We start from the raw sequence: 24,294 nt of genomic DNA on the forward strand, positions 1-24,294 counted from the left end.
CGCCTCTCGCCGGTCGCTTGCGCGCCGTTACCCGCCGCCTCGCTTGCCGCCGTCGGGCGGCGCTCCGGCGTCGGGCGGCGCCCTGTCCGCCTTCTCCATGTTCACGAGCGGCAGCGGGCAGACGACGGGCACGGCGCGCGCGGGGGTCTGCGCCGACTCGCGGAGGCATGTCTTGCCGGTCAGGCGGAGGCGCTCGCCCACCTCGAGGTCGGGCGGGCACACGACCGCCTGGGACGCGGAGACGAGGTCCCCGTCGATCCAGAAGAGCTCGCAGCCGTCGTCCGTCCGGCGGAGGTGGTAGTGCCGCGTCGGCCGCCGCGGCGCCGGCGCGCCCTCCGGCAGCGCGGCGCCGCCGTCGCTCGCCTCCGCGACCCCGCCCTCCCTCCCGGCGTCCCCCTGGCACGCGGTCACCCCGAGCGGCACGCCGAACAGCACCCCGGCCAGCAGCACCGGCAGGAGCCCGGCCAGCGTTCGCTGCGACGTCGGCGGCGGCATCTGGGCGCCTCCCGGACCGCCCCTGCTCACCGGGTCGGGAAGAGCAGGATGGACATCTTGGTCAGGAAGAAGTCGGCGATCAGGATGGCGATCGACGTCACCACCACCGTGCGCGTGGTCGCGTGGCCGACGCCCTCCGTTCCGCCCCGCGTGATCAGCCCGAAGTGGCACCCGACGAGCGCGATGATCGCCCCGAAGAAGGGCGTCTTGTACATCCCGCTGAAGTAATCCATGAACGTGACGGAGCCGAGCGCCGTCCTCAGGAAGAAGCCGGCGGGGATGCCGAACTCGGTCGCGCAGACCAGCATCGCCCCGCCGAAGCCCAGCACGAGCGCGAACGCGCCGAGCACGGGCATCACCACGACGCTCGCGAGCAGCCGCGGCAGGACGAGCTTCTTCACCGGGCTGGCGCCGAGGGCGCGGATCGCGTCGATCTGCTCGGTGACGGCCATCGACCCGACCTCGGCCGCGATGCCGGCGCCGATGCGGCCGCCGACGATCACCGCCGTCAGCGTCGGCGCCAGCTCGCGCGAGAAGGACAGGCCGATGATGCGGCCCGTGTACTCCATGCCGCCGAACTTCTGCAGGCCGATGGCGAACTGCACCGCCATGACCATCCCGACGAACAGCGCCGTCACCGACGCGATGGCGGCCGAGCGGACGCCGAGCGCCTCCATCTGATAGAGGGTCGAGCGGATCTCGAGCGGCCGCTCGAACATCGACTTGAGCGCCCCCCAGGTCATCCGCCCGAACTGCCCGAGGTGCTCGACGAACGCGACCGCGGTCTCGTTGAGCCGGGCGAGGAGCGGGGGGAGCTGTGGACCGGGCAGGCTGTTCGGCGGCAGGCTCTGCGGGGGCAGGCTCTGCGGGGGCACGCTGGTCGGCTTCGGCTGCTGGCTCTGCGGGGGCACGCTGGTCGAGCCCACGCCGGAGGAGGCGGCCGGCGGGCTGTTCGAGGCGGGCGGCGGCGCCGCCAGGAGCCGTTTGCGATCAGTCGTCATCGGTCGACAGGGTCGAGAAGCCGCGGACCATCCGTGTGAACGCCGGCTCGCTGGCGGCGTAGCGGGCGGGATCGGCGATGAGGAGCATGTCGTAGACGCAGCCGTTCTTCTTGAGCACCCAGATGTCGAAGACCTTCGGCACCCCGTCGAGCTTCGCCGACATGACGGTGTGCATCGCCTCGCGGCCGTCGAACGGCACGACCTCCTGCTTCAGCACCTCGCGCTCGGTGAAGTGCAGGAAGAGGTGGTTGGTCAGCGAGACGAGCGGGACGTCCTCCTCGTTCCGGCAGCGCCCGTTGAGGGCGATCGTCGCCCCGTTCGTGTCGTCGCGGTACGCCACCGCGGCGTCCGACACCCCGAGCCGCTTCCAGCTCGCCGGCGCCGGGGGCACACGGAACGCCACGTCCGTGCCGCGGTAGACCGTTCCGTCGAACGACGGCCCTCCACAGCCGGCGAGCGCGATCGCGACGGCGAGGAGCCAGGCTCGGGGGTCCGCCGCCTCGCCCGCAGAACCCGCGGCGGTGAGGCGCCTTCGAAGGGGTCGTCGCATCGCTGCGGGCCGACGCTATCACGCTTTTGCATCCTGGGCGAACCACGAGCAGCCCGGCCGTTCGGGCGAGATCCTTCGGATCTCACCGGCCTTTTCGCCGCGCGCCGCGTACGGCGCGCCGCACCTCGGGTCGCTCCTGGCCGCGCCTCGGGGCGCTCCTGGCCGAGCGTCACCGCTACCAGGAATCCCGCCGCCGCGGCGCGTCCCACGGCGCGGCCCGGCGGGCAGCGGGGCGCCGGGGGCGAAACTGCTGCCAGCGCTCGTGCTCGCGCCGGGGGCGCCCCGTCATGAAGACGCGGACGAGGAAGAGCCCGGCGACGAACCCCCCGAGGTGCGCGAAGAACGCCACGCCGCCGCCGCTCACGCCGATGGAGCCGAGCCCGTTCAGCAGGTTCACCACGAAGTACGCGAGGATGACCAGCCACGCCGGGAGCTCGAGGAACAGCCCGAAGATGAACCACAGGAGGAAGATCGGGTTCAGCACCGTGATCGGCGATCGCGGGTAGAGCGACGCGTACGCGGCCAGAACGCCCGAGATCGCGCCCGAGGCGCCCACCATCGGGATCGTCGAGCCGGGATCGATGACGATCTGCGCGCCCGCGGCGGCGATCCCGGACAGCACATAGAACGCCGCGTAGCGGGCGCTGCCCAGCGCGTCCTCGACGTTGTCGCCGAAGATCCAGAGGAACAGCATGTTCCCGCCGAGGTGGGCCCAGCCCGTCGGATCGTGCAGGAACATGCTGCTGAAGACCGTCCACCACGCGTCGCCCGGCGCTTCCAGGAACTGCCGGGGGACGAGGCCCCACGCCGAGAGCAGCCGGTCGGGCGGGAACCCGCCCGTGATCAGCGACCGCATCCAGAAGAAGCCGAGGATGTTGAGCGCGATCAGCAGGTAGTTGACGATCGGCGTCTTTCGGGTGGGCAGTTGGTCACGGAGGGGCAGCATCGCGATCACCTTAAGCACGCGGGCCCGTGACAGCATCCGCCTGCCTTGATAGACCCCCGGCCGATGTCCGCCCTGCGCCTCCACGACACGCTGACCCAGAAGCTCGCCCCGCTCGCCCCGCGGCGGCCTGGCGAGGTCCGCATGTACTGCTGCGGCCCCACGACCTACGACGTCGCGCACGTGGGGCACGGCCGCGCCGCGCTCGCCCCGGATATCCTCGTCCGCCACCTGAGGGCGCGCGGCCTCCGCGTCGCCTACGTTCGAAACGTCACGGACGTCGACGACAAGATCCTCCAGCGGTCGGCCGAGTCCGGCGAGCCGCCCATGGACCTGTCGGCGCGGATGGCTCGCCTGTACCAGGAGGACGTCGCCGCCCTCGGCTGTCTGGCGCCCGACGTCGAGCCGAAGGTCTCGGAGCACATCCCGGAGGTCATCGCCCTCGTCGAGCGGCTGATCGAGCGAGGCGCGGCCTATGTCGTCGAGCGCCCCGGAGACGCGCCCGGCGTTCGCGACGTGTATTACTCCGTCCGCAGCTTCCCCTCCTACGGCAAGCTCTCGAAGCGCAACCTCGACGAGCTGCGGGTCGGCGCGCGCGTCGGTCCGTGCGAGGACAAGCGCGACCCGCTCGACTTCGCGCTCTGGAAGGGGGTCGCCCCCGGCGGGTGGGGCTGGGACAGCCCGTGGGGCAAGGGGCGCCCCGGGTGGCACATCGAGTGCTCCGCCATGGCGGGCCGCTACCTCGGGGCCGGCTTCGACGTCCACTGCGGCGGCATGGATCTCGTCTTTCCCCATCACGAGAACGAGATCGCCCAGAGCGAGGCCGCCCATCCGGACGAGGCGCCGCTCGCCTCGATCTGGATCCACAACGGCTTCGTCAACGTCGACAAGGAGAAGATGGCGAAGTCGCTCGGCAACTTCGTCAAGCTCCGCGACGTCTACGCGCGCAACGACCCGGAGGCGCTCCGCTACTTCCTGCTCACGGTCCACTACCGGGGCCCGCTCGAGTTCGACACCCACAAGCGCGACGACGGCCGCGTCATCTTCCCCGGCGTTGTCGAGGCCGAGCGCCGCGTCGACTACCTGTATGCGACGCTCGATCGACTGTCCGCGCTCGCCGGCCCGCCCGCCGCCGGCGAGGGAGCCGCGCAGGAGCTGCCGGCGCGGCTCCCGAAGGGGTTCGCGGCGCTCGCCGCGCTCGCGGACGGCGCGTCGGGCCGCACCGCCGCCGCGCTCGACGACGACCTCAACACCCCCGTCGTGCTCTCGATCATCGCCGAGGTCGCCAAGGCCGCCAACGAGCTCGCCGACGTCGCGCAGCGGCGGGGGAAGGACCAGGACGTCGCCAGCGCCGCCCCGCCGCTCGCGCGCCGCCTCCACGCGGCCCTGCGGTCCTCGCTCGACGCCCTCGGCCTGCTGCAGACGCCGTCGCCGGTCTACCAGGCCCGCACGCAGGAGCAGCGCCTCGGGCTCCTCGGCACGACCCGGCAGGCGATCGAGGCGAAGCTCGCCGAGCGCGCCGCGGCGCGCGCCGCGAAGGACTTCGCGCGGGGCGACGCCCTCCGGAAGGAGCTCGAGCGCGACGGCATCGAGGTCGCCGACTCTCCCACCGGCACGACATTCCGGGTGGGCGCCTGAGGCGAGCCGCGCCGTGCGCGTCCCACGGCTGACGCTCGTGCAGGCGGCGGCCCCAGTGGACGAGGACAGACGGGGATCTAGGTTTCGGCCCGATGAAGGCCCGTAGCGGTCCGCAGGCCTCGCACCTCCCGCGGACCAGAACGATGACGGACGACCATGGCTCGTGATCTCTACTCCGTGCTCGGCGTCTCGCGCGACGCGGACGAGGACAGCATCAAGAAGGCGTTCCGCAAGCTCGCGATGAAGTACCACCCGGACAAGAGCCCGGGGAAGGCCAACGAGCAGAAGTTCAAGGAGATCAACCAGGCTCACGAGGTGCTGAGCGACAAGACGAAGCGCGCGCTGTACGACGAGTTCGGCGAGGAGAGCCTCTCGCAGAACTTCGATCCCGAGCGCGCCCGCGCCTACCGCCGCTACGCGAACGCGCGGGCCGGCGGCGGGGGCCGCGGCCCCGGCGGCTTCGACGTCCAGGAGATCTTCGGCAACGCCCCCGGCGGAGGCGACCTCGGCGACATCCTCGGCGATCTCTTTGGCCGCGGCGGCCGTGCTGGCGCGGGCCGGCGCCCGCAGCCCGCGCGCGGCCGCGGCGGCGACATCGAGCAGAACCTCACCATCGATTTCGTGTCGGCGGTGCGCGGCACGACGCTCCAGCTCCAGCGCGAGGGCGATCCCGAGCCGGTCACGGTGCGCGTCCCGCCCGGGGCCGCCGAGGGCAGCCGCCTGCGCATCCGCGGCCAGGGCGCGCCGGGCATGGGCGGCGGCGAGCCCGGCGATCTGCTGCTCAACATCCACGTCACGCCGCACCCGTTCTTCAAGCGCGAGGGCGACGACCTCCACCTCGACGTCCCCGTCACCCTGGCCGAGGCCTACCGGGGCGAGAAGATCCGCATCCCCACGCCCGACGGCGAGGTGACGCTCAAGATCCCGGCGCGCACCCAGACCGGCCAGGTGATGCGGCTGCGCGGCAAGGGCATCGCCCGCAAGGCGAAGGAGCCCGGGGATCTCTACGTGAAGTTCGTCGTGCACGTCCCCACCGTCGACGACCCCGAGGTCGCGAAGGCGATCGACGCGCTCGACGGCAAGGTGGAGGCGCCGCGCGGCGATCTCCGGTTCTGAGCGCGGCCTCCCGGCGCGGCCCGGGCCGCGCGTACAGCGCGCTCCTCGCGGCGGCCGCCGCGCTTGCCGCGTGCGCCTCGCCGGCGCAGCCGCGCCCGGCCCCGCGCGCCGCCGGCCTCTCCGCCCCGGCCGCCGCCCAGCCAGGGCGTCCGCCCCGGCGGGTGGACGCGCCCGCGCCCGCCGCCTCCTCCACCGAGCCGCGCGCCCCGGCCGCGCCTCCGGTGGCCTCGCCTGCGGCGCCGGGCGCCTCCGTCGGGGACCCGTCCGCGGCGGCCGCCGAGGGCGACGCGCGCGGCGCCTCGCAGGGGCCCTCGATCGCGATCGATCCGCCCTACAAGCTCGGCCGCCACCTCGTGCCCCGCGGCCAGGCTGAGGTGGCGGAGCGGGATCGCTGGAACGCCGGGGGCAGGGGGGATCCCCCCGCGCCGCCGCCTCCGGCCGAGGGGCACCCGCTGCCGAGGATCATCGTGGACATCGACCAGGTGAAGGGTCCGCTCAAGGCGAGCGAGGTGCAGCGCATCGCCCGGCGGCACCTCTGGATCCACGTCTACTCGTGCTACCGCCTGCGCGCGTACCGGGACCCGACGCTGCACGGCAAGACGAGGGTGCGGCTCACGGTGAGCCGCGCCGGCAAGGTCACGGGGGCGCGCGCCACCTCGTCCACGCTCTCCGCGCCGGACGTCGTCTCGTGCCTCGCCGCGCGCGCGCGGTCGCTCCCGCTCCCCGGGGCCAAGGCCGGCTCGACAATCGTGGCCACGCTGCAGGTCTATCCGGGCGACGAGCCGGTCGAGCCCCCGCCGTCCGTCCTCGCTCCTGGCCCTGGCGAGCTCCGGCCGGACGCGATCACCGCCGCCCTGGTCGAGGCCATGCCGGCGTGGCGGAGCTGCTACGAAGAGGCCCTCGCGGGCGCGCCGGCGCTCTGGGGCCGCCTCGCGATCCGCTTCCACGTGACCGACAGCGGCGCCGTCGACGAGGCCTTCGAGGCCGAGTCGCGCTTCCCGGACGAACGGCTCACCCGCTGCGTGCTCCGGCGCGCGCGAGCGCTCACGTTCCCGGCGCCGGAGGGCGGCGATCTGCGCTTCGTCGCGCCGCTCCGTTTTTCGCCCGAGCCGCAGCCCTCAGCGCCCTAGTCGCGCCGCCTGACGCTGCACCTACCTCGGCGCCCGGGTTCGGTCCGCCCCAACCGGGACGAGCCCCGTGTGCTCCGCGACACGATTCGCCCCTTCCCGCGCGCGGCGTGTGGTGCGAACGCTCCCGCCGCCTGCGCGGCCGACGCGGTCGGATAAGCAAACCGTGCAGCGATCCGCAACGCCAAATTGCGCCGCATGGCGTATGTGCAACTTTACGGTGGGGGAGGAGGCTCAGGTAACCAATGGACATCTCACCGGGCACCGTCGTTGGGGGGAAATATCTGCTGGAGAGGCAGCTCGCGCGTCCGTTCGCGCGGATCGCGCGCGACCGCGGCTCGGTCTGGGCCGCGCGCGAGCTGCAGCTGGGTGTTCGCGTCGCCCTGAAGCTCTTCGACCCCGACGCCGGCGCCACGGGGGAGATCCTCTGGCTCGACCGCTGGGTCCGCGCCGCCGCCGAGCTCTCGTCGCGGCACGTCGTGAGCGTGCGCGATCACGGCATCGAGGACGGCGTTGTCTACCTGGCGATGGATCTGCTCTCCGGCGAGGATCTCGCGGCGCGCCTGGTCCGGCGCGGCCGGCTCTCGCTGGAGGAGTCCGCGCGCGTCGCGGCGCAGGCCGGCGACGCCCTGCAGGCCGCCCACGCGGCGGGCGTCCTTCACCAGAGCCTCCGGCCGGAGAGCCTCTTCCTCGCGCTGGAGGGCGACGAGGAGGTCGTGAAGGTGCTCGACTTCGGCCTCCCGAGGGCGCTCGCGCCGCGGCTCGTGGGCGAGATCGCGGCCGAGGTGAGCGCGGGCGCGCTCCACTACCTCAGCCCGGAGCAGATCCGGGCGGAGCGGACCCTCGACGCGCAGACCGATCTCTGGTCGCTGGCCGCGATCCTGTTTCGCGCGGTCACCGGTCACCTCCCGTTCCCCGGCGACGTCGCCAGCGTCGTCGCCTCGAAGATCCTGCTCGCGCCGGTGCCCGTCGCGACGCGGCTCGCGCCGAGGCTGCCTGCCGCGCTGGACGGCTTCTTCGAGAAGGCGTTCGCGCGCGACCGGGCCCGGCGCTTCCGCTCGGTGGAGGAGATGGTGGGGTCGTTCGCCGGCATCGCGGAGCACGCGCCGCCGCCCTCCTCCGGCCTCCAGCGCCCGCCTGTGTCGGCGCGCGCTTCCGGCGTCGCCTCGGTGCGGGCGCCGGTCGTGACGTTCGCGCACGCGAGCGCGGCGGCCCCTCGCGCTGCCGCGCGGCTGGAGGCCGGCTCCGAGCCGCCGACCGCGAGCCGTACGACGCCGCCGGACACCCTGCTCGCCGCCGAGAGCGCCGGCGTCCTGCGCGGGCTCGCGTCGCCCGCGCGCCTCGGCTGGCTCCTCCCCGCCGGCCTCGTTGCGCTGATGGGCGTCGCGACGCTCGTGACGCTCACGCGGCCCGAGCGCCCGCGGCCTGCGATGGCCGCGACCGGCGCCAGGGCGGCCGTGCTCTCGGCGGTCCTCGCTGCCGGCAAGGCCCAGGCGGCGCGCGCCGCCGCGCTCGAGGCGGCCGCCTCGCCGCCGGCTCGGCCGTCGCCTCCCGAGCCTCCTCAGCGCGGCGCACGCGCTGCCGCGGCCGCGCCCCAGGCCGCCGCTTCGTCGCGCCTCGCGCGGCCGGGCACCGCCACGGGGGCGACCGCCTCGGGCGGTCGCGCCCGCCAGAGCCTGGCGCACGACTGAGCGCGGCGCGCTACGCGCTCCGGACCGCGTCGTCGTCGGCAGCCTTCTCGGCGGCGGCTCTCTTCTCCGCGGCCGCGTCGCTCGCCTTGCGCGCCTCCTGTGCCGCGCGGATCGCCGACAGCGCCGCGCGCGCGTCGCCGCGCGTCCGTTCCGACGCCGCGCGCGGGTCGCTCCCGTCCCCGATGCGCGCGCCGGTCATCGTCTCGAAGTACCCCGACTCGACCCAGACGGCGCCGAGCGAGTGCGCCATCTCCGCGCCCTCCGGCCCGAAGTACCCGACCGAGCCGCCGTAGATCCGGCGCGAGCCCGCCTCGAGGCGACGGCTGACGCCGCTCGCGCGCGGCGCCGGCGCGCCGACGGCGCTGCCGCGCGCGAAGGCGGCGCGCAGCGCCTCGACGGGCGACGCGTCGCCTGCGCTCGCCCCCGCCGATGGATCGCGCTCGAGGCGGACGAGCGTCTCGCCCGACGCGCCCGCCACGGTGAGGCCCGGCGCGAACGGCGACTCCGCGAAGTCGAGGAAGTAGAGGTGGGTCGACGGCGCGAGCACCCGCAGCGCCCGGTACACGTCGAACGGATCCGCGCCGCGCAGCGGGGCCCGGAACCTGCGGGCGAGCACGACCTCCTTCGCTTCGCCGGCCGCGACGCGCTCGTGCGCGGCGGCCACCTTCGCGGCGAAGTCCTCGTCGGCCACCGGCGTCTCGACGTGCTCTGGCAGGGCCTGTGGATCGAGCGCGGGGAGGCTCATCTGCTCTGGCCCATGCGACAGCTCCCAGGCGCATCGGCTCACGGCGCCTTGCGACTGGCCGGCGATGGTCATGGTCTGCGCCACGCTGTCGAACACGACGACGGTCGCGTCCTTCATCACCCGTCCGAGGTAGGCCTCGTCGGGCCACGGCTCGACGCCCAGGAGCAGGTGCACCGCATCGTAGGCGAGGAAACCGACCCAGGCCTGACAGACGCGGGCCGCCAGGTCGCGCGCCGTGTCCTGTGCGTCCGGCGTGTCTTGTACCGCGGCTTGCGCGAGCCCGTCCTCGAGCGTGGCGAACGGGTCGAACCCGCTCGGGAGGAGGGTCTCGGCGCGCGCCCTGTAGCCGAGGATCGCGTAGCGGCCCCAGCGCTCGCCGGGCAGGGCGGACTCGAGCATGAACGACGACCGGCCTGGCGACTGGGCGCGGAGCGCTGCGTAGGCGCGGACCGGCGTGACGTGATCGGCCGGCAGGGTACGGGTCACGACGGAGCTCATCGCGGCGCAGCCTACACGACGTTGCGCCGCGCGGCGAAGGCGGGCAAGGTACCTCGAAGGACGCGGTGCGAAGCGCGAACGCCCTCTCCTCGGCCCTTCGTCTGGCTGCCTGCGGCGGCTGGCTGGTTGCCTTCGTCGGCTGGCTGGTTGCCTGCGGCGGCGCGCAGCCCGTCCCGGAGGGCGCGCGCACCACGGTCGTCTCGCTGCGAAAGATCGACTGCGAGGCGTGCGGCGCCGAGCTCATCGCGGATCTCCGCGAGCGCCCGGGCGTCTATTCGGCCGCCTTCGACAGGCGGCGCGCCGAGATCTCCGTCACCGCGTCGCGGTCGTTCGACGTCGCGGGGACCGTGAAGCGGCTCGCCGCGGACGAGGGGTTCGAGGCGGTGCTCGGCGCCGGCCAGGGGCAGTACGTCGGCTGGGCGACCTTTCCCGAGGGCGCGGACGCCCGGACGATCGAGGAGGGCGGCGCGGACATCCCCGACCTCGGCGCGCAGATCGTCCCGGGCAAGGTCACGGTCATCGACTTCGTGGCGGCCTGGTGCCTGCCCTGCCGCAAGCTGGACGCGCACATGGTCAAGGTGCTCGAGGCCCGCAAGGACGTCGCGTACCGCAAGCTCGACATCGTCGACTGGGACAGCCCGCTCGCCCGGCGGTACCTGAAGCAGATCTCGAAGCTGCCGTACGTGATCGTCTTCGACAGAGCGGGCGCGCGGGTGGAGGCGATCGCCGGCCTCGCGCCCGACGAGCTCGACGCGGCGATCGAGCGCGGCGCGCGGCGCTGAGCCGGCGCTGGCCCGGACGCGCGCGTCCACGCACGCGCGCGTCCACGCACGCGCCCGGGCGTCGCCGCTCGGCGAGCGGATCAGTAGTGGCCGAAGAGGTCCTGGATGCGCGACTCGAGCGCGACCGCGATCTTGTAGAGCGACGAGATCGACGCCGACGACTCCGCGCGCTCGATCTGCGACAGCAGCGACACGCTGAGCCCCGTGCGGCGCGCCATCTGCTTCAGCGTGAGGTCCTTGTCCTTGCGGAGGTTCCTGATCGTGTCGCCGATGACGCGGTGGAGCTGCTCCTCGGGCGTGCGCGCGAGGCCCTTCTTGCGCATGACGCGGGCGAGCACCTCGCGGAACTCGTCCACGTTGAACGGCTTCTTGATGTAGTCGACCGCGTCGAGCTTCATAGACGCGACGGCGCTCTCGAGGTTGGGGAAGCCGGTGAAGATGACGACGGCGATGTCGTTGTCGACCTTGCGGATCCGCTTGAGCACCTCGATGCCGTCGAGCTTCGGCATCATCAGGTCGAGGATGATGAGGTGGTAGCCGCCGGTGCGCACCTCTTCCTCCACGGTCGTGGGGTCGCCCAGCGTCTTGACCTGGTACCCGTCGCGCTCGAGCAGCGTCTGCATGTAGTCACAGATCGCGCGGTCGTCGTCGACGATCAGAATGCGTACAGCGGGAAGCTCAATTGCCACCTGTTCCTCCTCTCACGTCACGACCGCCGGAGCCGGCCGGTCGCCCTGGTCCGTCCTGGAAGGGGCCGCCCGTGCGGTCCCCTGCTCGAGTTGCGCGAGCAGGTGGCGAGGCCCTCACCGGCGCACCAGACGCCTCGCTCTCTGCTTCCTTTCGGCAACATCGGGATTCCAGTGACACTTTAACACGGCCTGAGCAAGTTAGGACGGGACTTTTTTCTTGCGCTCCCACGATTCTTGGCTTCGTGAAACGTCCGGGGCGCCGGGCGCGCTCCGAAGTGAGCGAATTCCTGCCGCTTTCTGTCATCTGGCTGCCATGCGGTGCGCGGGTGCTTCCGGGGATGGGGCGCGGGCCAGCGGTGGAGCGGTGGACCCCTGGTCATTTCATCTTGACAAGCGGCTCACTCTTGGCGATGTTGCGCGCCCGCTGTTCAGCGGGCGTTGCTCTTGGGGCAGCGAACGGGGCGTAGCGCAGCCTGGTAGCGCACTCGGTTCGGGACCGAGGAGTCGGAGGTTCAAATCCTCTCGCCCCGACTCAGTTCATCTGGGATTCCACGAAGGGCGGCTTGATAGCCGCCCTTCGTCGTTTGGGCGCTCCCTCCGTAGCCCCACCTGCTCCCTCTTCCCCCCGCGGTTCACGTGAACGTGGTCGTGGACGTGAACGGTTCACGTGGACGTGAACGTGAACGTGGACGTGGACGTGGTCGTGGACGTGAACGTGGTCGTGGACGTACACGGCCAGACGTAAACGTGGACGTCAGCGCCGCATCCACGAGCGATCCTGCCTGACCTCGCCAGCCCGGAAGACGGCTGCCAGCGGCCGTCCTGACCGTGGGCGTTTACGTTTACGTCTGGCCGTGTACGACCACGACCACGACCACGACCACGACCACGACCACGTTGGGGTGGTCGTGGTCGGCTGCGGTGTTACCCCGTGCGTCCCGCCAGGTTGGCGATCACGGCCGCGAGCTCGGACGCCTCGATCGGCTTGGGCACATGCGACTGGAACCCCGCCAGCAGCGCGCGGGTCCGGTCCTGGGCGCTCGCGTACGCGGTCAGCGCCGCCGCGGGGATGCGCCCTCCCTGCTCTGGGCTCTGCGCGCGCAGGCGCCGGATCAGGCTGTAGCCGTCCTCCCCGGGCATCCCGAGATCGCTCAGGATCACGTCGGGCTTCTCTCGCTGGATCGCGGACAGCGCCTCGTCGACCGTCGCGACCGCCGTGATGCTCGCCCCCTTGCGCTCCAGCACCGTCGTCACGAGCTCCCGCGCGTCCGGCTCGTCGTCGACCATCAGCACCCGGACGCCCTGGAGCGTCGGCTCCGGCTCGTTGGACAGGGGGAGCAGCCCTTCGGCCCTCTGGAGCGCCGCGATGGCGCCCCGGGGCGCGAGCGGGATGTCCACCGTGAACGTCGCGCCCTTGCCGTCCCCGGCGCTCTCCGCCTTCACGGTGCCGCCGTGGAGCTCGACGAGGTGGCGGGCGATCGCCAGGCCGAGCCCGAGCCCGCTGTGCGGCCGCGTGCTCGTGCTGTCGGCCTGGCGGAAGCGATCGAACACGTACGGCAGGAACTCCGGCACGATGCCCTGGCCGGTGTCGCTCACCTGGATGCGCGCCAGGCCTTCGGCCCTGCCGAGCTGGATCGAGACCTTGCCGCCGCGCGGGGTGAACTTGATCGCGTTCGACAGGAGGTTCCACACCACCTGCTGCAGCCGCGTCTGGTCGCCCGAGATCGGCCCCGCGTTCGGGTCGAGCTGCACGAGTAGCTCGATCCCCTTCGCGTCCGCGCCGTGGCGGACCGCGTCGATGGCGGCGTTGATGATCGGCGGCAGGTCGACGAGCATCACGTCGAGCCGCAGCTTGCCGGTGATGATGCGGGAGGCGTCGAGGAGGTCCTCGACGAGCTGCGCCTGGAGCGTGCCGTTGCGCTCGATCGCCTCCAGCGCGCGGACGTGCGTATCCGGCTTCAGCGAGCCCTGCCGCAGCATGCGCGCCCAGCCGAGGATCGCGGTGAGCGGGGTCCTGAGCTCGTGCGAGAGTGTCGCCAGGAACTCGTCCTTGGCGCGGTTGACCTGCTGCGACTCGCGGTAGAGCTGGGCGTTGTCGAGCGCGAGCGCGGCGAAGTTGCAGAGCTCCTCGGCGAGCGCGAGATCCTCGACGGTGTAGCGCCGGCTCGACTCGGTCGAGAGCAGCGTGATCGCCCCGCGCGTCCGGTCCCGGGCGCGCAGCGGCACGATCATCGCCGAGCGGACGCCGAGCTCCCGGAGCAGCGCGAGGTACGCCGGGTCGTGCGCGCCGGACCAGCACTCGTTGCCGGGCTTCAGCGACGCGGCGCGCTGCCACGCCATGCCCTCGACCTCGGGGAGCAGGAGCGACTCGCCGCACCGGAGCACGGCCTGCACCGCGCGCGGCACGTCGGGATCCTTCGGGTAGCGGGCCGGGAGATCCCGCCCCAGCGCTTTCTTCGTGTCGCTCGCGTGCACGGCCGCGAGCCGGCTCAGCGCGCCGTCCGGCTCGACGATGTCCACCACCGTGGCGTCGGCGATGTGCGGCACCGCGAGGCGGGCGATGTTGGCCAGCGTGGTCTCGTAGTCGAGGCCCGACAGCGCGAGCTGCCGGCTCGCCTCGCCGATGAAGTAGCGCCGCTTGTCGGCGAGCCGCTTCTCGGTCACGTCGCGGAAGACCAGCACGAGCCCGACGAGCTCGCCCTCCTCGCTCCGGATCGGCGCGCCGTTCGAGTCGATCGCGAGCTCCGAGCCGTCCTTGCGCAGGAGCAGCGTGGTGTCGTCGAGCCCGATGATGCCGCCGTGGCGCAGCACCTCGGTGACGGGGTTGTCGAGGTCGTCGCGCGTCTGCTCGGAGATGACCCGGAAGACATCGGACAGGCGGCGGTCCTTCGCCTCGTCGAGCGTCCAGCCGGTCAGCGTCTCGGCCACGGCGTTCATGAAGTCGATGCGCCCGGAGCCGTCGGTCGAGATGACCGCGTCGCCGATGCTCTTCAGCGTCGTCGAGAACTTGGTCTTGCTGACCCGGAGGTCCGCCTCGAGCTGCTTGAACTGGGTGATGTCGGCGAAGATGGACACAGCGCCGAGCATCTCGCCTTCAGGCGAGAAGAGCGGCGCGCAGCTGCCGAGCAGCATCCCGTGGGTGCCGTCGAAGCGCTGGAAGTGGATCTCCTCCGCGGGGACGGTCTCCTTGCGCGACAGGCACCGCGCCATCGACCAGTCGCCGCCGTCGAACGGCCGCCCGTCGGGGTGGAACGCGCGGTAGCGCCCCCAGCCCTCGACGTTCTCGGCGGTGGAGCTGCCGGCCCAGATCCGCTCGGAGGCGCGGTTCTGGAGGATCAGCTTGCCCTGGCTGTCGGAGACGATGATGCCGTGCGGGCTCTCGCTGAGGAGCGCGTCGAGGAGCCCGCGCTCGTGCTGCGTAATCACGCGCAGCCGCTCGACCTCGCGGCGCAGCGCCTCGATCTCCGTGTCGACCGGCGGCACCGACGCCGCGAGCGGCGTGAGCTCGAACGAGGCGCTCGCGGTCGGGTCGAAGCTCACGATCGCGCGGTCGATCTCCATGACCGTGGGGCCGATGAGCCGCCGCTGCTCGGTGGTCGTGGCCGCGTCGTACAGCAATGCCCGCGCCTGCGCGAGCGCCGCGACGATCGGCATGTCCGGGCGTTCGGGCATAGGGCTCAAGGGATCCCACGGCCGCAGGACGCGAACAAGATGCTACGTGCGCGACCTGACACGGAAATCGCGTCGGTGAACGTGAACTTCTCGCTGGACGGACTCATCCGGTGAGCCGGAGCACGACCGCATCCCTGGAGGGCGGACGAGGTGCACCCCGGCGGGATCGGTCGTGCCGGTCGCTTCGTTCGCGCTGGCCGCGTCGGTCGCGGTGGCCGCGTCGGTCGCGGTGGCCGCGTCGGTCGCGTCGGTCGCGTCGGTCGCGTCCGTTGCGTTGGTTGCGTCCGTTGCGGTCGCGCGAGGATCAGCTGCGGGCCGCCTGGATCTGCTTCGCGAGCTCGGGCACGGTCGCGAAGAGATCGGCGACCAGGCCGTAGTCGGCGACCTGGAAGATGGGCGCGTCGGCGTCCTTGTTGATGGCGACGATGACCTTCGAGCCCTTCATCCCTGCGAGGTGCTGGATGGCGCCCGAGATGCCGACGGCGATGTAGAGCGAGGGGGCGACGACCTTGCCCGTCTGGCCGACCTGGAGGTCGCTGGCGGCGTAGCCGGCGTCGCACGCGGCGCGGCTGGCGCCGACGGCGGCGCCGAGGACGTCGGCGAGCGGGTCGAGGACCTCGTTGAAGCGCTCCTTCAGGGCGCGGCCGCCGGAGACGACGACCTTGGCCTCGGTGAGCTCGGGGCGCTCGCTCTTCACCTGGTCGAAGGAGACGAACTCGACGCGCTCGGCCGCCGCGCTCGGCGGGACGACCGCGACCTGCTCGATCGGCGACGTCGACCCGGTGGGCTCGGCGGCGGCGAACGCGCTCTGGCGGACGCTCACGACCTGGACGGGGGTCGAGACGGTGCAGACGCCGTACGCGTTGCCGGCGTACATGGGGCGCTTGTACTTGAGCTTGCCCCCCTCGGGGAGGAGCTCGGAGATGTCGCTCGCGAACCCTGCCGAGAGCCGCGCCGCGACGCGCGGGAGCAGGTCCTTGCCGTAGGCGCTCGCGGTGCCCACGACGACGGCGTACGTCGCCGACGTGCGGGGATCCGCGTTCGCGGTCCCCTTGGCGGCCGCAGCGACGGTCGGCACGTAGCGCTCGGCGACGTAGTCCTTCAGCGAGCTCGCCTGGGCGACGAGCACCTTGGCCGCGCCGAGCGTCGCGGCCTCGGCGGCCGCGTCGCCGAGGGCGTCGCCGATCACGAGGATCGAGTACGTCCCGCCGAGCGCCGCCGCCGCCTGCCTCGCGAACGTGACAGCGGAGTGCGTCGTCTTCTTCAGCTTTCCATCGGCGGCCTCGGCCACCACGAGAACGTCAGCCATGATCCCTCCTGCACGACCCGCCGCTGCGGGTCGGGGTGCGCGTCGGCGGCACCCTCGATGTCTTCGGCCTCTTGTCGCGTCCCGTCCTGTCCCTGCTGCGTCCCGTCAGATGACCTTCGCCTCGTTCTTGAGGCGCGAGACGAGCTCGCTGACGTCCTTCACCTTGATGCCCGCCTTGCGCGCGGGGGGCGGCTGGAACGCTGTGTACTGGACCTTGAGCGCCTGGTCCGCGGCGAGGTCGGCGAGCTTCACCTCGGTGAGGGGCTTCTTCTTGGCGGCCATGATCGCGGGGAGCGCCGCGAAGCGGACGCCGTCGTTGTACTTGAACGCGGGCGCCGTCTTCTGGGAGTAGACGCTCGTCGGCGCGACGATGCGGAGGTCGACGGTGACGACGGCCGGCAGGCGCACGCGGAGGGTGGAGACGCCGCCGTCGACCTCGCGGCCGACGAGGAGCGCGCCCTTCTCTTCCTTGATGGTCGCGGCGAACGTGGCGAGCGGCCAGTCGAGCAGCTCGGCGAGGATCTGGCCGACCTGGTTGGAGTCGCCGTCGACGGCCTGCTTGCCCATGACCACGACGTCGGGCTTCTCGCGCTCGACGAGCGTCTTGAGGGCGCGGGCCACGAGGTCGCCGTCGAGCTTGTCGTCGGTGGCGTCGACCCGGATGGCCTTGTCGGCGCCGGTGGCGAGCGCGGCGCGGAGGGTCGGCTCGGTCTCCTTCGGTCCGAAGGTGACGACGACGACCTCGCCCGCCCGCGTCTTCGGCGCCTTGCCGTCCTCGGTCAGGCGCAGCGCCGCTTCGAGCGCGTACTCGTCGAACGGGTTGGGCTTCCACTCGAGCCCGGTCGTCTCGATTTTGTCCCCGGAAGCGGGGATCTTCACCTTGTTCGCGTTATCCGGATCGGCGACGCGCTTGAGCGGAACGAGGATCTTCACGGCTCGGTGGCTCCTGTTGCTGTGTGGTAACGCAGAGCGTAGTCCGCCTCGGCAAGGACGCGCCACGCTTGCGACGGCCGGGCCGGCGGCCCCATGCGTGGACCCGGCGCGCGCGGCTGAAACAGCACGCCCGAGGCGGAGGGAGCCGGTCATGGCAGCGCCGACGTGGTGCGTCAAGCAGGCGCGACGGCCTATTCGAAGGGCGGAGCCATTGTGAGGGGCCTCGCGGGGCGGGAGAGGCGAGGTGATCCGTTGTGAGGGAGTGGCGGAAGGAGGGCGCAACGGAGGGGATCCATCGAGAGGGGCGGAGAGCGTCGTGAACGTGGTCGTGGTCGTGAACGTGGTCGTGGTCGTGGTCGTGAACGTGGTCGTGGTCGTGGTCGTGAACGTGGTCGTGGTCGTGGTCGTCAACGACAGACCGTTGACGTGAACGTTCTGCCGGAACCTTGGTCAACAAAGGAGAGTGCGACTTCCGGGTGACGTTCACGTTCACGATCGAGCCGTTGACGACCACGACCACGACCACGACCACGACCACGACCACGACCACGACCACGACCACGACCACGACCACGACCACGACCACGAGAACGTTGGTGACCAATGGTGAGGGAGGGGGCGTTTACGGATGCGATCCGTTGAGAGGGGGCGGTGGAGGGGGGCGCAACGGCTCTGAGCCGTTGAGAGGGGGGGCGGAGGGGGCTCTTGACGGATGGAGTCCGTCAAGAAGGCCCGGCGGAGGGGGGTGGTTAACGGATCGAGTCTGCCAGGAAGGCGTGGCGGAGGGGGGTGGTTAACGGATCGAGTCTGCCAGGAGGCCCGGCGAAGGGGGTGGTTAACGGATCGAGTCTGCCAGCAGGGCCCGGTGGAGGGGGGTGGTTAACGGATCGAGTCTCCCATCAGAGCCCGGCGGAGGGGCGGCTCCGTCAATCCACGCCTGTCGCAGCGGCTCCCTCGTCGATCGCTGGCTCGCCGGCGTCCGGCGGCGCGCCGCCTTCCACGTCACTCTCCTCCTTGCCGCCCGAGCGCCGGCGCTCGGCCTTGGCCGCCTCCCGCTGGAGCGGCGCGAGCAGCCGGCGCGCCGTCTCCTCGTCGGCCCCCTCGAGCTCCAGCATCTGGAGGACGCTGCGCACCACCTTGATCCAGCGATTGCGCGCCCGGAGCTGCCCGCCGCGCGGGTCGGCCGCGCCCGGCCGGTCCTCCGCCGAAAGGTGGATCCGCTGCGCGTCGAGCTTGCCGAGCTCGTCGCCCGCGGCAAACCACGACTGCACCGCCTTGAGCAGGTTGCCCCCCGGCGTCGGCAGCGCCCGGAGCGCCGCCTTGGACTCCGGCGTCAGCCGGTCGCGCGCGAGCTTCACCTCGCCCGCCTCATCGCTGTAGCTCGCCCCGATGAACTTGAGCCCATCCGCGAAGAGCTGATCTCGAATCTCGAGACAGATCGCCGCGTCCTCGGGATCGTCGGCCAGATCGGCGAAGCCGGTGAGCACCGCGTGGGCGCCGCGCGCCTTGCGATCGTGGATCTGATCGACCACGACCTGCCTTTGCTGGATCGCGGAGAGCTCGTCGTTCGCCTTCTTCTGCCGCCGGTGCGACTTCAAGACGCCTTCGTGCGCCTCCTCGATATCGTCGATGAGCGGGGCGCACCGTTTCAGCGACACGAGGCGCGGCCTTTCGCGCTCCGGGTCGAGCCATGCGCCGGTGATCTGGACCATCTGACGAGGAGAGAGGTCTTTGAGGGCCATGGTGCCTCCTTGGTTGTCCTCCGGCGACGCGCCGGGGAATGCACCATTCGTCAAGCTCTCAGTCCGGATGGGCAGTGTAAAGTCTCTTTTGCACGGCGCGAGATTTCGAGTCGGCCCGCGGCGCGTCCGGGAGGGGCGCCGCTGCTCGATTCCGGCTTGATTACCGCTCGATTACAGCCGATTCACGGCTCGAGAGGGACGCAGGGTGTTATCGCCTGTAATTGCCTTTTGCTCCGGAAGCTCGGGTGGTCCGGCGCGGAGGTCCTTCAGGTCCCCTCGCTCGGCGGCGGCTCCTCGACGTGGCTCGCCTGCAGATCACCCCGGAGCCGCCTGCGCAGGTGCTCGTCCATGCGCATCGCGTGCTTCTCGTGGACGCCGAGCTCGGCCGCGACCTTGGCCCAGGAGAGGTCTTGCCAGTACCGGAGCTCGATGAGGCGCGCCTCCCGCTCGTCGAGGCCGCGGAGCGCGATCCCGAGCGCCTCGAACGCGCGTGTGCGCGTGAGCGCGTCCTCGGGGCGCGCCTTGAGCCGCTCGCCGGTGTGCGCGACGAAGCGCGCGAAGACGAGCGCGCGGCACGGCTCCAGGAGCTGGCTCCGCGCGTCGGCGTCGTCGTCGCTGAACGGGTCGCTCGTGTCCCGCACCGACTCGGCCGCATCGAGGAAGGCGTCGAGCCCGGCGCGCTGGAACGATGCCTCGCGGGTGAGCAGCCGGAGGACGGCGCCGGCGACCCGCTTCCAGGCATAGACGCTGAACGGGACGCCGCGGGTCGGGTCGTATCCGGGGCTGGCCTCCAGCAGCGCCTGATAGGCCGCCTGCTCGCAGTCCTCGAGGCGCTGGGACGTCCGCACGCCATGGACCTGCGCTGTCGTGCGCGCGACGTGGCGGGCCATGGGCAGCGCCTCCAGCACGCGCTCCTGGTCAGGGAGAGGTGGAGACGGGCGCTCGCCGGGGGTCACCGCCGCCCACCGAAGGTGCCGTCGCGGCGCGCCGCCGCCGCCTCGCCGGCCGCGGGCCCGCCGGCGCGCTGGGACGACGCGTCGCGCGCGACCTCGCCGCTCTCGGAGGGGACCGGAGGCCTGGCCCGCAAGCGGTCGTAGAGCGGCGCGGCGGCGGGGTGCGTCTTGATGAAGATCGTGAGGAGCCTGCGGTAGTCCTCGATCTCCTCGGGGGAGAGCGCGCCGAGGTACGGGCCGAGCGCGTCGGCGAGGCAGGCCTCCAGCAGGGGATCGGCGTTGCCGGGCGGCTCCAGGTCGTCGGGCTCGTCGGATGCGTCGTGCATGGTGACCTCGCGCAGGAAGGGGCCCGCGTGCGTGCGGCGCCCGTTCCTTCTCCTAAATCACTGCCGGGTGGTCCGTTCAGACAAGGAAAGCGACAGGCCGGGATCTTTTTGTCGCGTCCCGGAGGAGCGGCGTGGGCGGGGCGCTGGAGCGGGCGGCGGGCCTGGACCGTGGGCCGGGGCCCTGCTGGGCAGGTAACACGCCGAATCGACGCCGTTTTTCAGGAATCGACATCGCCCGTGCATTTTCTTTGTCTGAACCGGCCCCCTGCTCGTGATTTCCATCTCAGGAGACCTCGCCGGTGGTGGCACGCCGCACGTCGGACAGATCAGGGCCCTCGGGCGCCGTGGGGGATGCGCTGGAAGGGACCCCCTACCGGGCGGTCCGGGTGCTCGGGCGTGGGGGCATGGGGGAGGTCGTCGAGGCGGAGCACCGCGCGCTGCGGAAGCGGGTCGTCGTGAAGCTCGTCCGCCGCGCGCTGGCGCACGATCCGCGCTTCGCGGACCGGCTGCAGGTGGAGGCGCGGGCGCTGGCGGCGGTGTCGTCGCCGCACGTGGTGGCGGTGCTCGATCTGGGACAGACGCCGTCGGGGCGCCCGTACTTCGTGATGGAGCGGCTCCGAGGGACGACGCTCGGGGAGGAGCTCGAGCGGCGCGGTCCGCTGCCGGTGGCCGAGGCGATCGATCTGGTGCGGCAGGTGCTGGCGGGGCTCGCGGCGGCGCACCGGGTGGGGCTTGTCCACCGCGACGTGAAGCTCGACAACGTGTTCCTGTGCGCGCCGGGGGCGGCGCCGGGCGACGCCCGGGTCGCGAAGGTGCTCGACTTCGGCGTCGCAAAGGTGCTCGACGGCGCGGTCGCCGACACCGAGGCGGCGCCGGGGGCGGAGCCGTCGCCGTCCTTGCCCGCGCCGGCGTATCCGACCGAGGCCGGGCTGCTGGTCGGGACGCCGCGGACGGCCTCGCCGGAGCAGGCGCAGTGCCAGCCGGTGGACGCCCGGGCAGATGTGTATGCGGTCGGGCTGCTGATGTATACGCTGGTTGTGGGGCACGGTCCGTTCGCCCATGTCGAGGACGCGCTGGCGCTGCTGCGCGCGCACGTCGTGGAGCCGCCGGCGCCGCCGTCGCGGTACGCGGCGCAGCGGATCCCGGCGGCGCTGGACCGGGCGGTGCTGAAGGCGCTGGCGAAGCGGCCGGAGGAGCGGTTCGAGAGCGCCGAGGCGTTCGCGGCGGCGCTGGGGCGGATCGGGGCGGAGCTGGGGGTGGTGGGAGGGCCGGGCGCGGCCGGGGCGTGGGGAGGTGCGGTGCGGGGGCCGGAGGCGGAGGCAGGGTGGGGGCCGCAGAGCAGGGCGTGGTTCGAGGCGAGGCCGGAGGGGCGCAGCGGGGCGAGAGCCGGCGGGGGCGTGGCGGTGGAGGCGGGGGGTGGCGCCGGTGGACGCGCGGCTGTTCGCTGGGCTGACGCTGGCGAGCACGGTGGTGTTCTCGGCGATCGCGGCGCTGGTGCTGCGCGGGATGGGGGTGTGGTGATGGCGCGGGAGGCGCTGAAGGCCGGGGACGTGTTCCTGGACTACCGGATCACGGAGGTGATCGACGCGGGTGGGATGGGAGAGGTGTACCGGGCGGTGGAGGACTACTCGGAGGACGTCGTGGCGATCAAGTGCATGCTGCCCCGGCACCTGAAGAGAGAGGACTTCGCGAGGCGGTTCCGGCAGGAGTGCAAGTTCTATCCGAAGCTGAAGCACCCGAACATCGTGAGGATGAGGAAGGCGGGTGTGTCGCCGGATCACGTGGCGTACATCGTGATGGATTACCTCGAGGGGAGGACGCTGAGGAAGCTGCTCAACAAGGCGTACCGGCTGGACTTCCTGAGCGCGATGCACGTGATGCTGCAGGTGGCGGACGCGATGACGTTCGTGCACTCGAAGGGGATATGGCACCGTGACCTGAAGCCCGAGAACATCATGGTCGGGACGAAGGCGGACGCGAAAGGGCACGTGTGGCTCTTGGACTTCGGGATAGCGAAGTTCGCGGACGGCGGGATGAACACCGATGATCTGCCGGACGTGGGGACGGTGAGGTACATCTCGCCGGAGCAGGTGAAGATGCTTTACACGTCGTCGAGGAAGGCAGAGCGCGTGGAGCGTGCGAGGCCGGATGGGCGCACGGACATCTACGCGTTCGGTGCGATCTTCTACGAGGTGCTGACGGGGAAGCACCTGTTCCTGGACGACAGCGAGCCAGCGACGGCGGAGGAGACGCTGACGGGGCACCTGGTCGCGGCGCCGGAGCCGGTGCACGAGATCGTGCCGGATTGCCCCGAGTTCCTGTGGCCCGTGGTGGCGCGGTGCATCGCGATCGACCGTGAGGAGCGGTATCCGAGGTTCGACGACGTGGCGCGGGACCTGCGGGGGCTCTTGCGGGACACGGTGCCGGCGGGCCACGTGCTGGCGCAGCGGCTGGCGCGGGAGCGGATGGAGGCGGAGCGGCAGGCGGCGTTCGCGGGGGTGGCGCTGGAGGACAGCACGCCGGTGGAGGACGAGACGAGCGCAGCGGGCCGGGCGGGCGAGGAGGAGACGGAGGAGGCGCGGCAGGAGGGTGAGATGGAGCGAGGGAGCGCGGAGGGCGAGAAGCGGGCGCGGCGGGTGGTGCACGGGGAGACGGCGCCGCTGGAGCAGTTCGTGGCGCCAGCGAGCGCGCTGCCGTTCGCGCCGTCGTCGCGCGTGCCGCGGGGGCGGGGGGTGGGGCATACGGAGCCGCTGCCCGCGCTGAAGCCGCTGGAGTCGACCGCGAAGCTCGGCGGGACGTGGGCGGAGCGGATGGCGCAGCGAGCGGGGGCGGCGGCGATGCCGCAGGCGCTGGCGGAGGTGAGGGCGGGGAGTTGTGCGGGACCGCCGCCGATGCCGCAGTCGCACGGTGGGCCGGTGTCGATGCCGCAGGCGTATGGTGGGCCGGTACCGATGCCGCAGTCGTACGGTGGGCCGGCGCCGATGCCGCAGGCGTATGCGGGACCGCCGCCGATGCCGCAGGCGTATGCGGGACCGCCGCCGATGCCGCAGGCGTATGCGGGACCGCCGCCGATGCCGCAGGCGTATGCGGGACCGCCGCCGATGCCGCAGGCGTATGCGGGACCGCCGCCGATGCCGCAGGCGTATGCGGGACCTCCGCCGATGCCGCCGTCGTACGGCGGGCCGGCGTCGCACGCGGAGGCGCAGGGGTACGGTGGACCGCCGCCGTTGCCGGTGATGGAGACGCAGCACGCCGTGCCATTGAGGGAGGCACGACGAGCAGCAGCGCAGCCGCCGCAGGAGGTGGAGCTTCCGTACGTGACGCCGCAGCTCCTGACGACGGAGGCGTCGGGCCCGGGAACGGCGCCACCGATCGCGGGGCGGCCAGTGGCGCCGAGCTCGGTGACGGCACCGAGCGCGGGGCCGGCGGAGTCGTTGCGGAAAGAGACGCCGATGACGCCGGTGGCGGCGCTGCTGACGCAGCCGCGGCGAGCGCCGAGGGCGTACGTGCTGGCGCCGGTGGTGGCGCTTGCGCTGACGCTGGGAGGCGTGGGGGCGGTGCTGGGGCTGCGCTCGGCGCGCGACACGGCGCCGGCTCCGGTGACAGGAGAGCCGGCGGCAACGGCGGCGTCGGCGGAGAGCGCGACGGCGGCAGCGGCAGCGGCGCCGGCCGAGAGCGTGGCGGCGGCAGCGCCACCGTCCGAGGCGAGCGCGACGGCGCCCGCGCCGGAGGCGAGCGCGGCGGCGGCGAGCACGGCCGAGGCGGCGGTGAATGCCGGAGCAGCGGAGAAGATGGGGGCGGCAGCGGAGGCCAAGGCGCCTGCTCCCAAGGAGCAAGCGGCGGCAGCGAAGGAGCAAGCGGTGGCGGCGAAGGCAGAGCCGGCGAAGGCAGCGCCTGTGAAGGCGGCGGCGGGGACGGAGGACGACGAGGACTTCTACCCGATGCCGAAGCGTCAGAAACCGTCGTTTCTGCGGGTGATCGAGGAGCGGAAGAAGGCGGCGCCTGCGAAGCAACAGGGCGCGAAGCCGGCCGGGCCATGCGCCACGGCGGGGTGCAGGCCGTTCTAGTGTGTGGTCGCTGAGGA

At 72.4% G+C, this 24,294-nt stretch carries 19 protein-coding genes and 1 tRNA gene; 8 read left to right on the forward strand and 12 right to left on the reverse strand.

All coding sequences use genetic code 11. The annotated features are described in order from the left end of the window. Positions 1-27 precede the first annotated feature (27 nt). The 4 genes from POL72_RS23320 to POL72_RS23335 all read right to left on the reverse strand — a co-directional run bounded on the left by POL72_RS23320 (position 28) and on the right by POL72_RS23335 (position 2,992). The gene (locus POL72_RS23320; RefSeq protein WP_272097718.1) at positions 28-495 is read right to left on the reverse strand and encodes a hypothetical protein; all 468 of its coding nucleotides are present in this window, start codon (positions 493-495) and stop codon (positions 28-30) included. Between the two features lie 26 nt (positions 496-521). Continuing rightward, on the reverse strand, positions 522-1,496 hold the full coding sequence (locus POL72_RS23325) for an MlaE family ABC transporter permease (RefSeq protein ID WP_272097719.1): 975 nt from the start codon (positions 1,494-1,496) through the stop codon (positions 522-524). Then, positions 1,486-2,046 carry a hypothetical protein gene (locus tag POL72_RS23330; protein WP_272097720.1) on the reverse strand — a complete coding sequence of 187 codons (561 nt, stop codon included), beginning with the start codon at positions 2,044-2,046 and terminating at the stop codon, positions 1,486-1,488. Before POL72_RS23330 ends, POL72_RS23325 begins: the two co-directional genes overlap by 11 nt. Positions 2,047-2,221: 175 nt before the next feature. After that, positions 2,222-2,992, reverse strand: a complete 771-nt coding sequence (locus POL72_RS23335) for a rhomboid family intramembrane serine protease (RefSeq protein WP_272097721.1) — start codon at positions 2,990-2,992, stop codon at positions 2,222-2,224. Positions 2,993-3,055: 63 nt separating this feature from the next. Between POL72_RS23335 and cysS the strand changes: the two genes are divergently transcribed. The 4 genes from cysS to POL72_RS23355 all read left to right on the forward strand — a co-directional run bounded on the left by cysS (position 3,056) and on the right by POL72_RS23355 (position 8,561). Beyond that, positions 3,056-4,627: a cysteine--tRNA ligase gene (gene cysS, locus POL72_RS23340; protein WP_272097722.1), complete on the forward strand. Its 1,572-nt coding sequence runs from the start codon at positions 3,056-3,058 to the stop codon at positions 4,625-4,627. Positions 4,628-4,783: 156 nt separating this feature from the next. Next, the gene (locus POL72_RS23345) at positions 4,784-5,743 is read left to right on the forward strand and encodes a DnaJ C-terminal domain-containing protein (RefSeq protein WP_272097723.1); all 960 of its coding nucleotides are present in this window, start codon (positions 4,784-4,786) and stop codon (positions 5,741-5,743) included. 161 nt (positions 5,744-5,904) lie between these two features. Then, on the forward strand, positions 5,905-6,873 hold the full coding sequence (locus tag POL72_RS23350; RefSeq protein ID WP_272097724.1) for an AgmX/PglI C-terminal domain-containing protein: 969 nt from the start codon (positions 5,905-5,907) through the stop codon (positions 6,871-6,873). A gap of 242 nt (positions 6,874-7,115) precedes the next feature. Then, a complete protein-coding gene (locus tag POL72_RS23355) occupies positions 7,116-8,561 on the forward strand; it encodes a protein kinase domain-containing protein (protein WP_272097725.1) in 1,446 nt (481 codons plus the stop codon). A gap of 10 nt (positions 8,562-8,571) precedes the next feature. Here the strand turns inward: POL72_RS23355 and POL72_RS23360 are convergent, their stop codons facing one another. Beyond that, positions 8,572-9,792: a chorismate-binding protein gene (locus tag POL72_RS23360; protein WP_272097726.1), complete on the reverse strand. Its 1,221-nt coding sequence runs from the start codon at positions 9,790-9,792 to the stop codon at positions 8,572-8,574. 77 nt (positions 9,793-9,869) lie between these two features. Here POL72_RS23360 and POL72_RS23365 point away from each other — a divergent pair, with 77 nt between their 5' ends. Then, positions 9,870-10,586 carry a TlpA family protein disulfide reductase gene (locus POL72_RS23365; protein ID WP_272097727.1) on the forward strand — a complete coding sequence of 239 codons (717 nt, stop codon included), beginning with the start codon at positions 9,870-9,872 and terminating at the stop codon, positions 10,584-10,586. A gap of 80 nt (positions 10,587-10,666) precedes the next feature. Here the strand turns inward: POL72_RS23365 and POL72_RS23370 are convergent, their stop codons facing one another. Continuing rightward, complete coding sequence (locus tag POL72_RS23370) at positions 10,667-11,275, reverse strand: response regulator (protein ID WP_012233257.1); 609 nt, start codon at positions 11,273-11,275, stop codon at positions 10,667-10,669. A 457-nt stretch (positions 11,276-11,732) separates the two neighbouring features. Here POL72_RS23370 and POL72_RS23375 point away from each other — a divergent pair. Further along, positions 11,733-11,806 (forward strand) — tRNA-Pro (locus tag POL72_RS23375). A gap of 393 nt (positions 11,807-12,199) precedes the next feature. On the opposite strand, the gene POL72_RS23380 is transcribed toward POL72_RS23375, so the two are convergent. The 3 genes from POL72_RS23380 to POL72_RS23390 form a co-directional block, all read right to left on the reverse strand. Further along, the gene (locus POL72_RS23380) at positions 12,200-14,947 is read right to left on the reverse strand and encodes a hybrid sensor histidine kinase/response regulator (RefSeq protein ID WP_272097728.1); all 2,748 of its coding nucleotides are present in this window, start codon (positions 14,945-14,947) and stop codon (positions 12,200-12,202) included. Between the two features lie 304 nt (positions 14,948-15,251). Continuing rightward, on the reverse strand, positions 15,252-16,256 hold the full coding sequence (locus POL72_RS23385) for an electron transfer flavoprotein subunit alpha/FixB family protein (RefSeq protein ID WP_272097729.1): 1,005 nt from the start codon (positions 16,254-16,256) through the stop codon (positions 15,252-15,254). Between the two features lie 105 nt (positions 16,257-16,361). Beyond that, positions 16,362-17,189, reverse strand: coding sequence for an electron transfer flavoprotein subunit beta/FixA family protein (locus POL72_RS23390; protein ID WP_272097730.1), 828 nt, complete (start codon positions 17,187-17,189; stop codon positions 16,362-16,364). A gap of 463 nt (positions 17,190-17,652) precedes the next feature. Here POL72_RS23390 and POL72_RS23395 point away from each other — a divergent pair, with 463 nt between their 5' ends. Next, positions 17,653-17,799 (forward strand): hypothetical protein, encoded by a 147-nt coding sequence (locus POL72_RS23395; protein ID WP_272097731.1) that lies wholly within the window; start codon positions 17,653-17,655, stop codon positions 17,797-17,799. A gap of 316 nt (positions 17,800-18,115) precedes the next feature. Here POL72_RS23395 and POL72_RS23400 read toward each other — a convergent pair whose 3' ends face one another. From POL72_RS23400 to POL72_RS23410, 3 genes are all read right to left on the reverse strand, one after another. Continuing rightward, complete coding sequence (locus POL72_RS23400; protein ID WP_272097732.1) at positions 18,116-18,931, reverse strand: hypothetical protein; 816 nt, start codon at positions 18,929-18,931, stop codon at positions 18,116-18,118. Positions 18,932-19,197: 266 nt separating this feature from the next. Then, the gene (locus POL72_RS23405; protein WP_272097733.1) at positions 19,198-19,821 is read right to left on the reverse strand and encodes a sigma-70 family RNA polymerase sigma factor; all 624 of its coding nucleotides are present in this window, start codon (positions 19,819-19,821) and stop codon (positions 19,198-19,200) included. 62 nt (positions 19,822-19,883) lie between these two features. Further along, a complete protein-coding gene (locus POL72_RS23410; protein WP_272097734.1) occupies positions 19,884-20,210 on the reverse strand; it encodes a hypothetical protein in 327 nt (108 codons plus the stop codon). Between the two features lie 302 nt (positions 20,211-20,512). Between POL72_RS23410 and POL72_RS23415 the strand changes: the two genes are divergently transcribed. Continuing rightward, the gene (locus POL72_RS23415) at positions 20,513-24,277 is read left to right on the forward strand and encodes a serine/threonine protein kinase (RefSeq protein ID WP_272097735.1); all 3,765 of its coding nucleotides are present in this window, start codon (positions 20,513-20,515) and stop codon (positions 24,275-24,277) included. The last annotated feature ends 17 nt before the right edge of the window (positions 24,278-24,294 follow it).

This window comes from Sorangium aterium (assembly GCF_028368935.1).
Lineage (GTDB): Bacteria > Myxococcota_A > Polyangia > Polyangiales > Polyangiaceae > Sorangium > Sorangium atrum.

Bases quoted from the DNA above. Each gene is read 5' to 3' on its own strand.
- POL72_RS23325 (WP_272097719.1), bottom strand. From the start codon at position 1,496: ATGACGACTGATCGCAAACGGCTCCTGGCGGCGCCGCCGCCCGCCTCG.
- cysS (WP_272097722.1), top strand. From the start codon at position 3,056: ATGTCCGCCCTGCGCCTCCACGACACGCTGACCCAGAAGCTCGCCCCG.
- POL72_RS23320 (WP_272097718.1), bottom strand. From the start codon at position 495: ATGCCGCCGCCGACGTCGCAGCGAACGCTGGCCGGGCTCCTGCCGGTG.
- POL72_RS23330 (WP_272097720.1), bottom strand. From the start codon at position 2,046: ATGCGACGACCCCTTCGAAGGCGCCTCACCGCCGCGGGTTCTGCGGGC.
- POL72_RS23345 (WP_272097723.1), top strand. From the start codon at position 4,784: ATGGCTCGTGATCTCTACTCCGTGCTCGGCGTCTCGCGCGACGCGGAC.
- POL72_RS23400 (WP_272097732.1), bottom strand. From the start codon at position 18,931: ATGGCCCTCAAAGACCTCTCTCCTCGTCAGATGGTCCAGATCACCGGC.
- POL72_RS23410 (WP_272097734.1), bottom strand. From the start codon at position 20,210: ATGCACGACGCATCCGACGAGCCCGACGACCTGGAGCCGCCCGGCAAC.
- POL72_RS23355 (WP_272097725.1), top strand. From the start codon at position 7,116: ATGGACATCTCACCGGGCACCGTCGTTGGGGGGAAATATCTGCTGGAG.
- POL72_RS23385 (WP_272097729.1), bottom strand. From the start codon at position 16,256: ATGGCTGACGTTCTCGTGGTGGCCGAGGCCGCCGATGGAAAGCTGAAG.
- POL72_RS23380 (WP_272097728.1), bottom strand. From the start codon at position 14,947: ATGCCCGAACGCCCGGACATGCCGATCGTCGCGGCGCTCGCGCAGGCG.
- POL72_RS23405 (WP_272097733.1), bottom strand. From the start codon at position 19,821: ATGGCCCGCCACGTCGCGCGCACGACAGCGCAGGTCCATGGCGTGCGG.
- POL72_RS23335 (WP_272097721.1), bottom strand. From the start codon at position 2,992: ATGCTGCCCCTCCGTGACCAACTGCCCACCCGAAAGACGCCGATCGTC.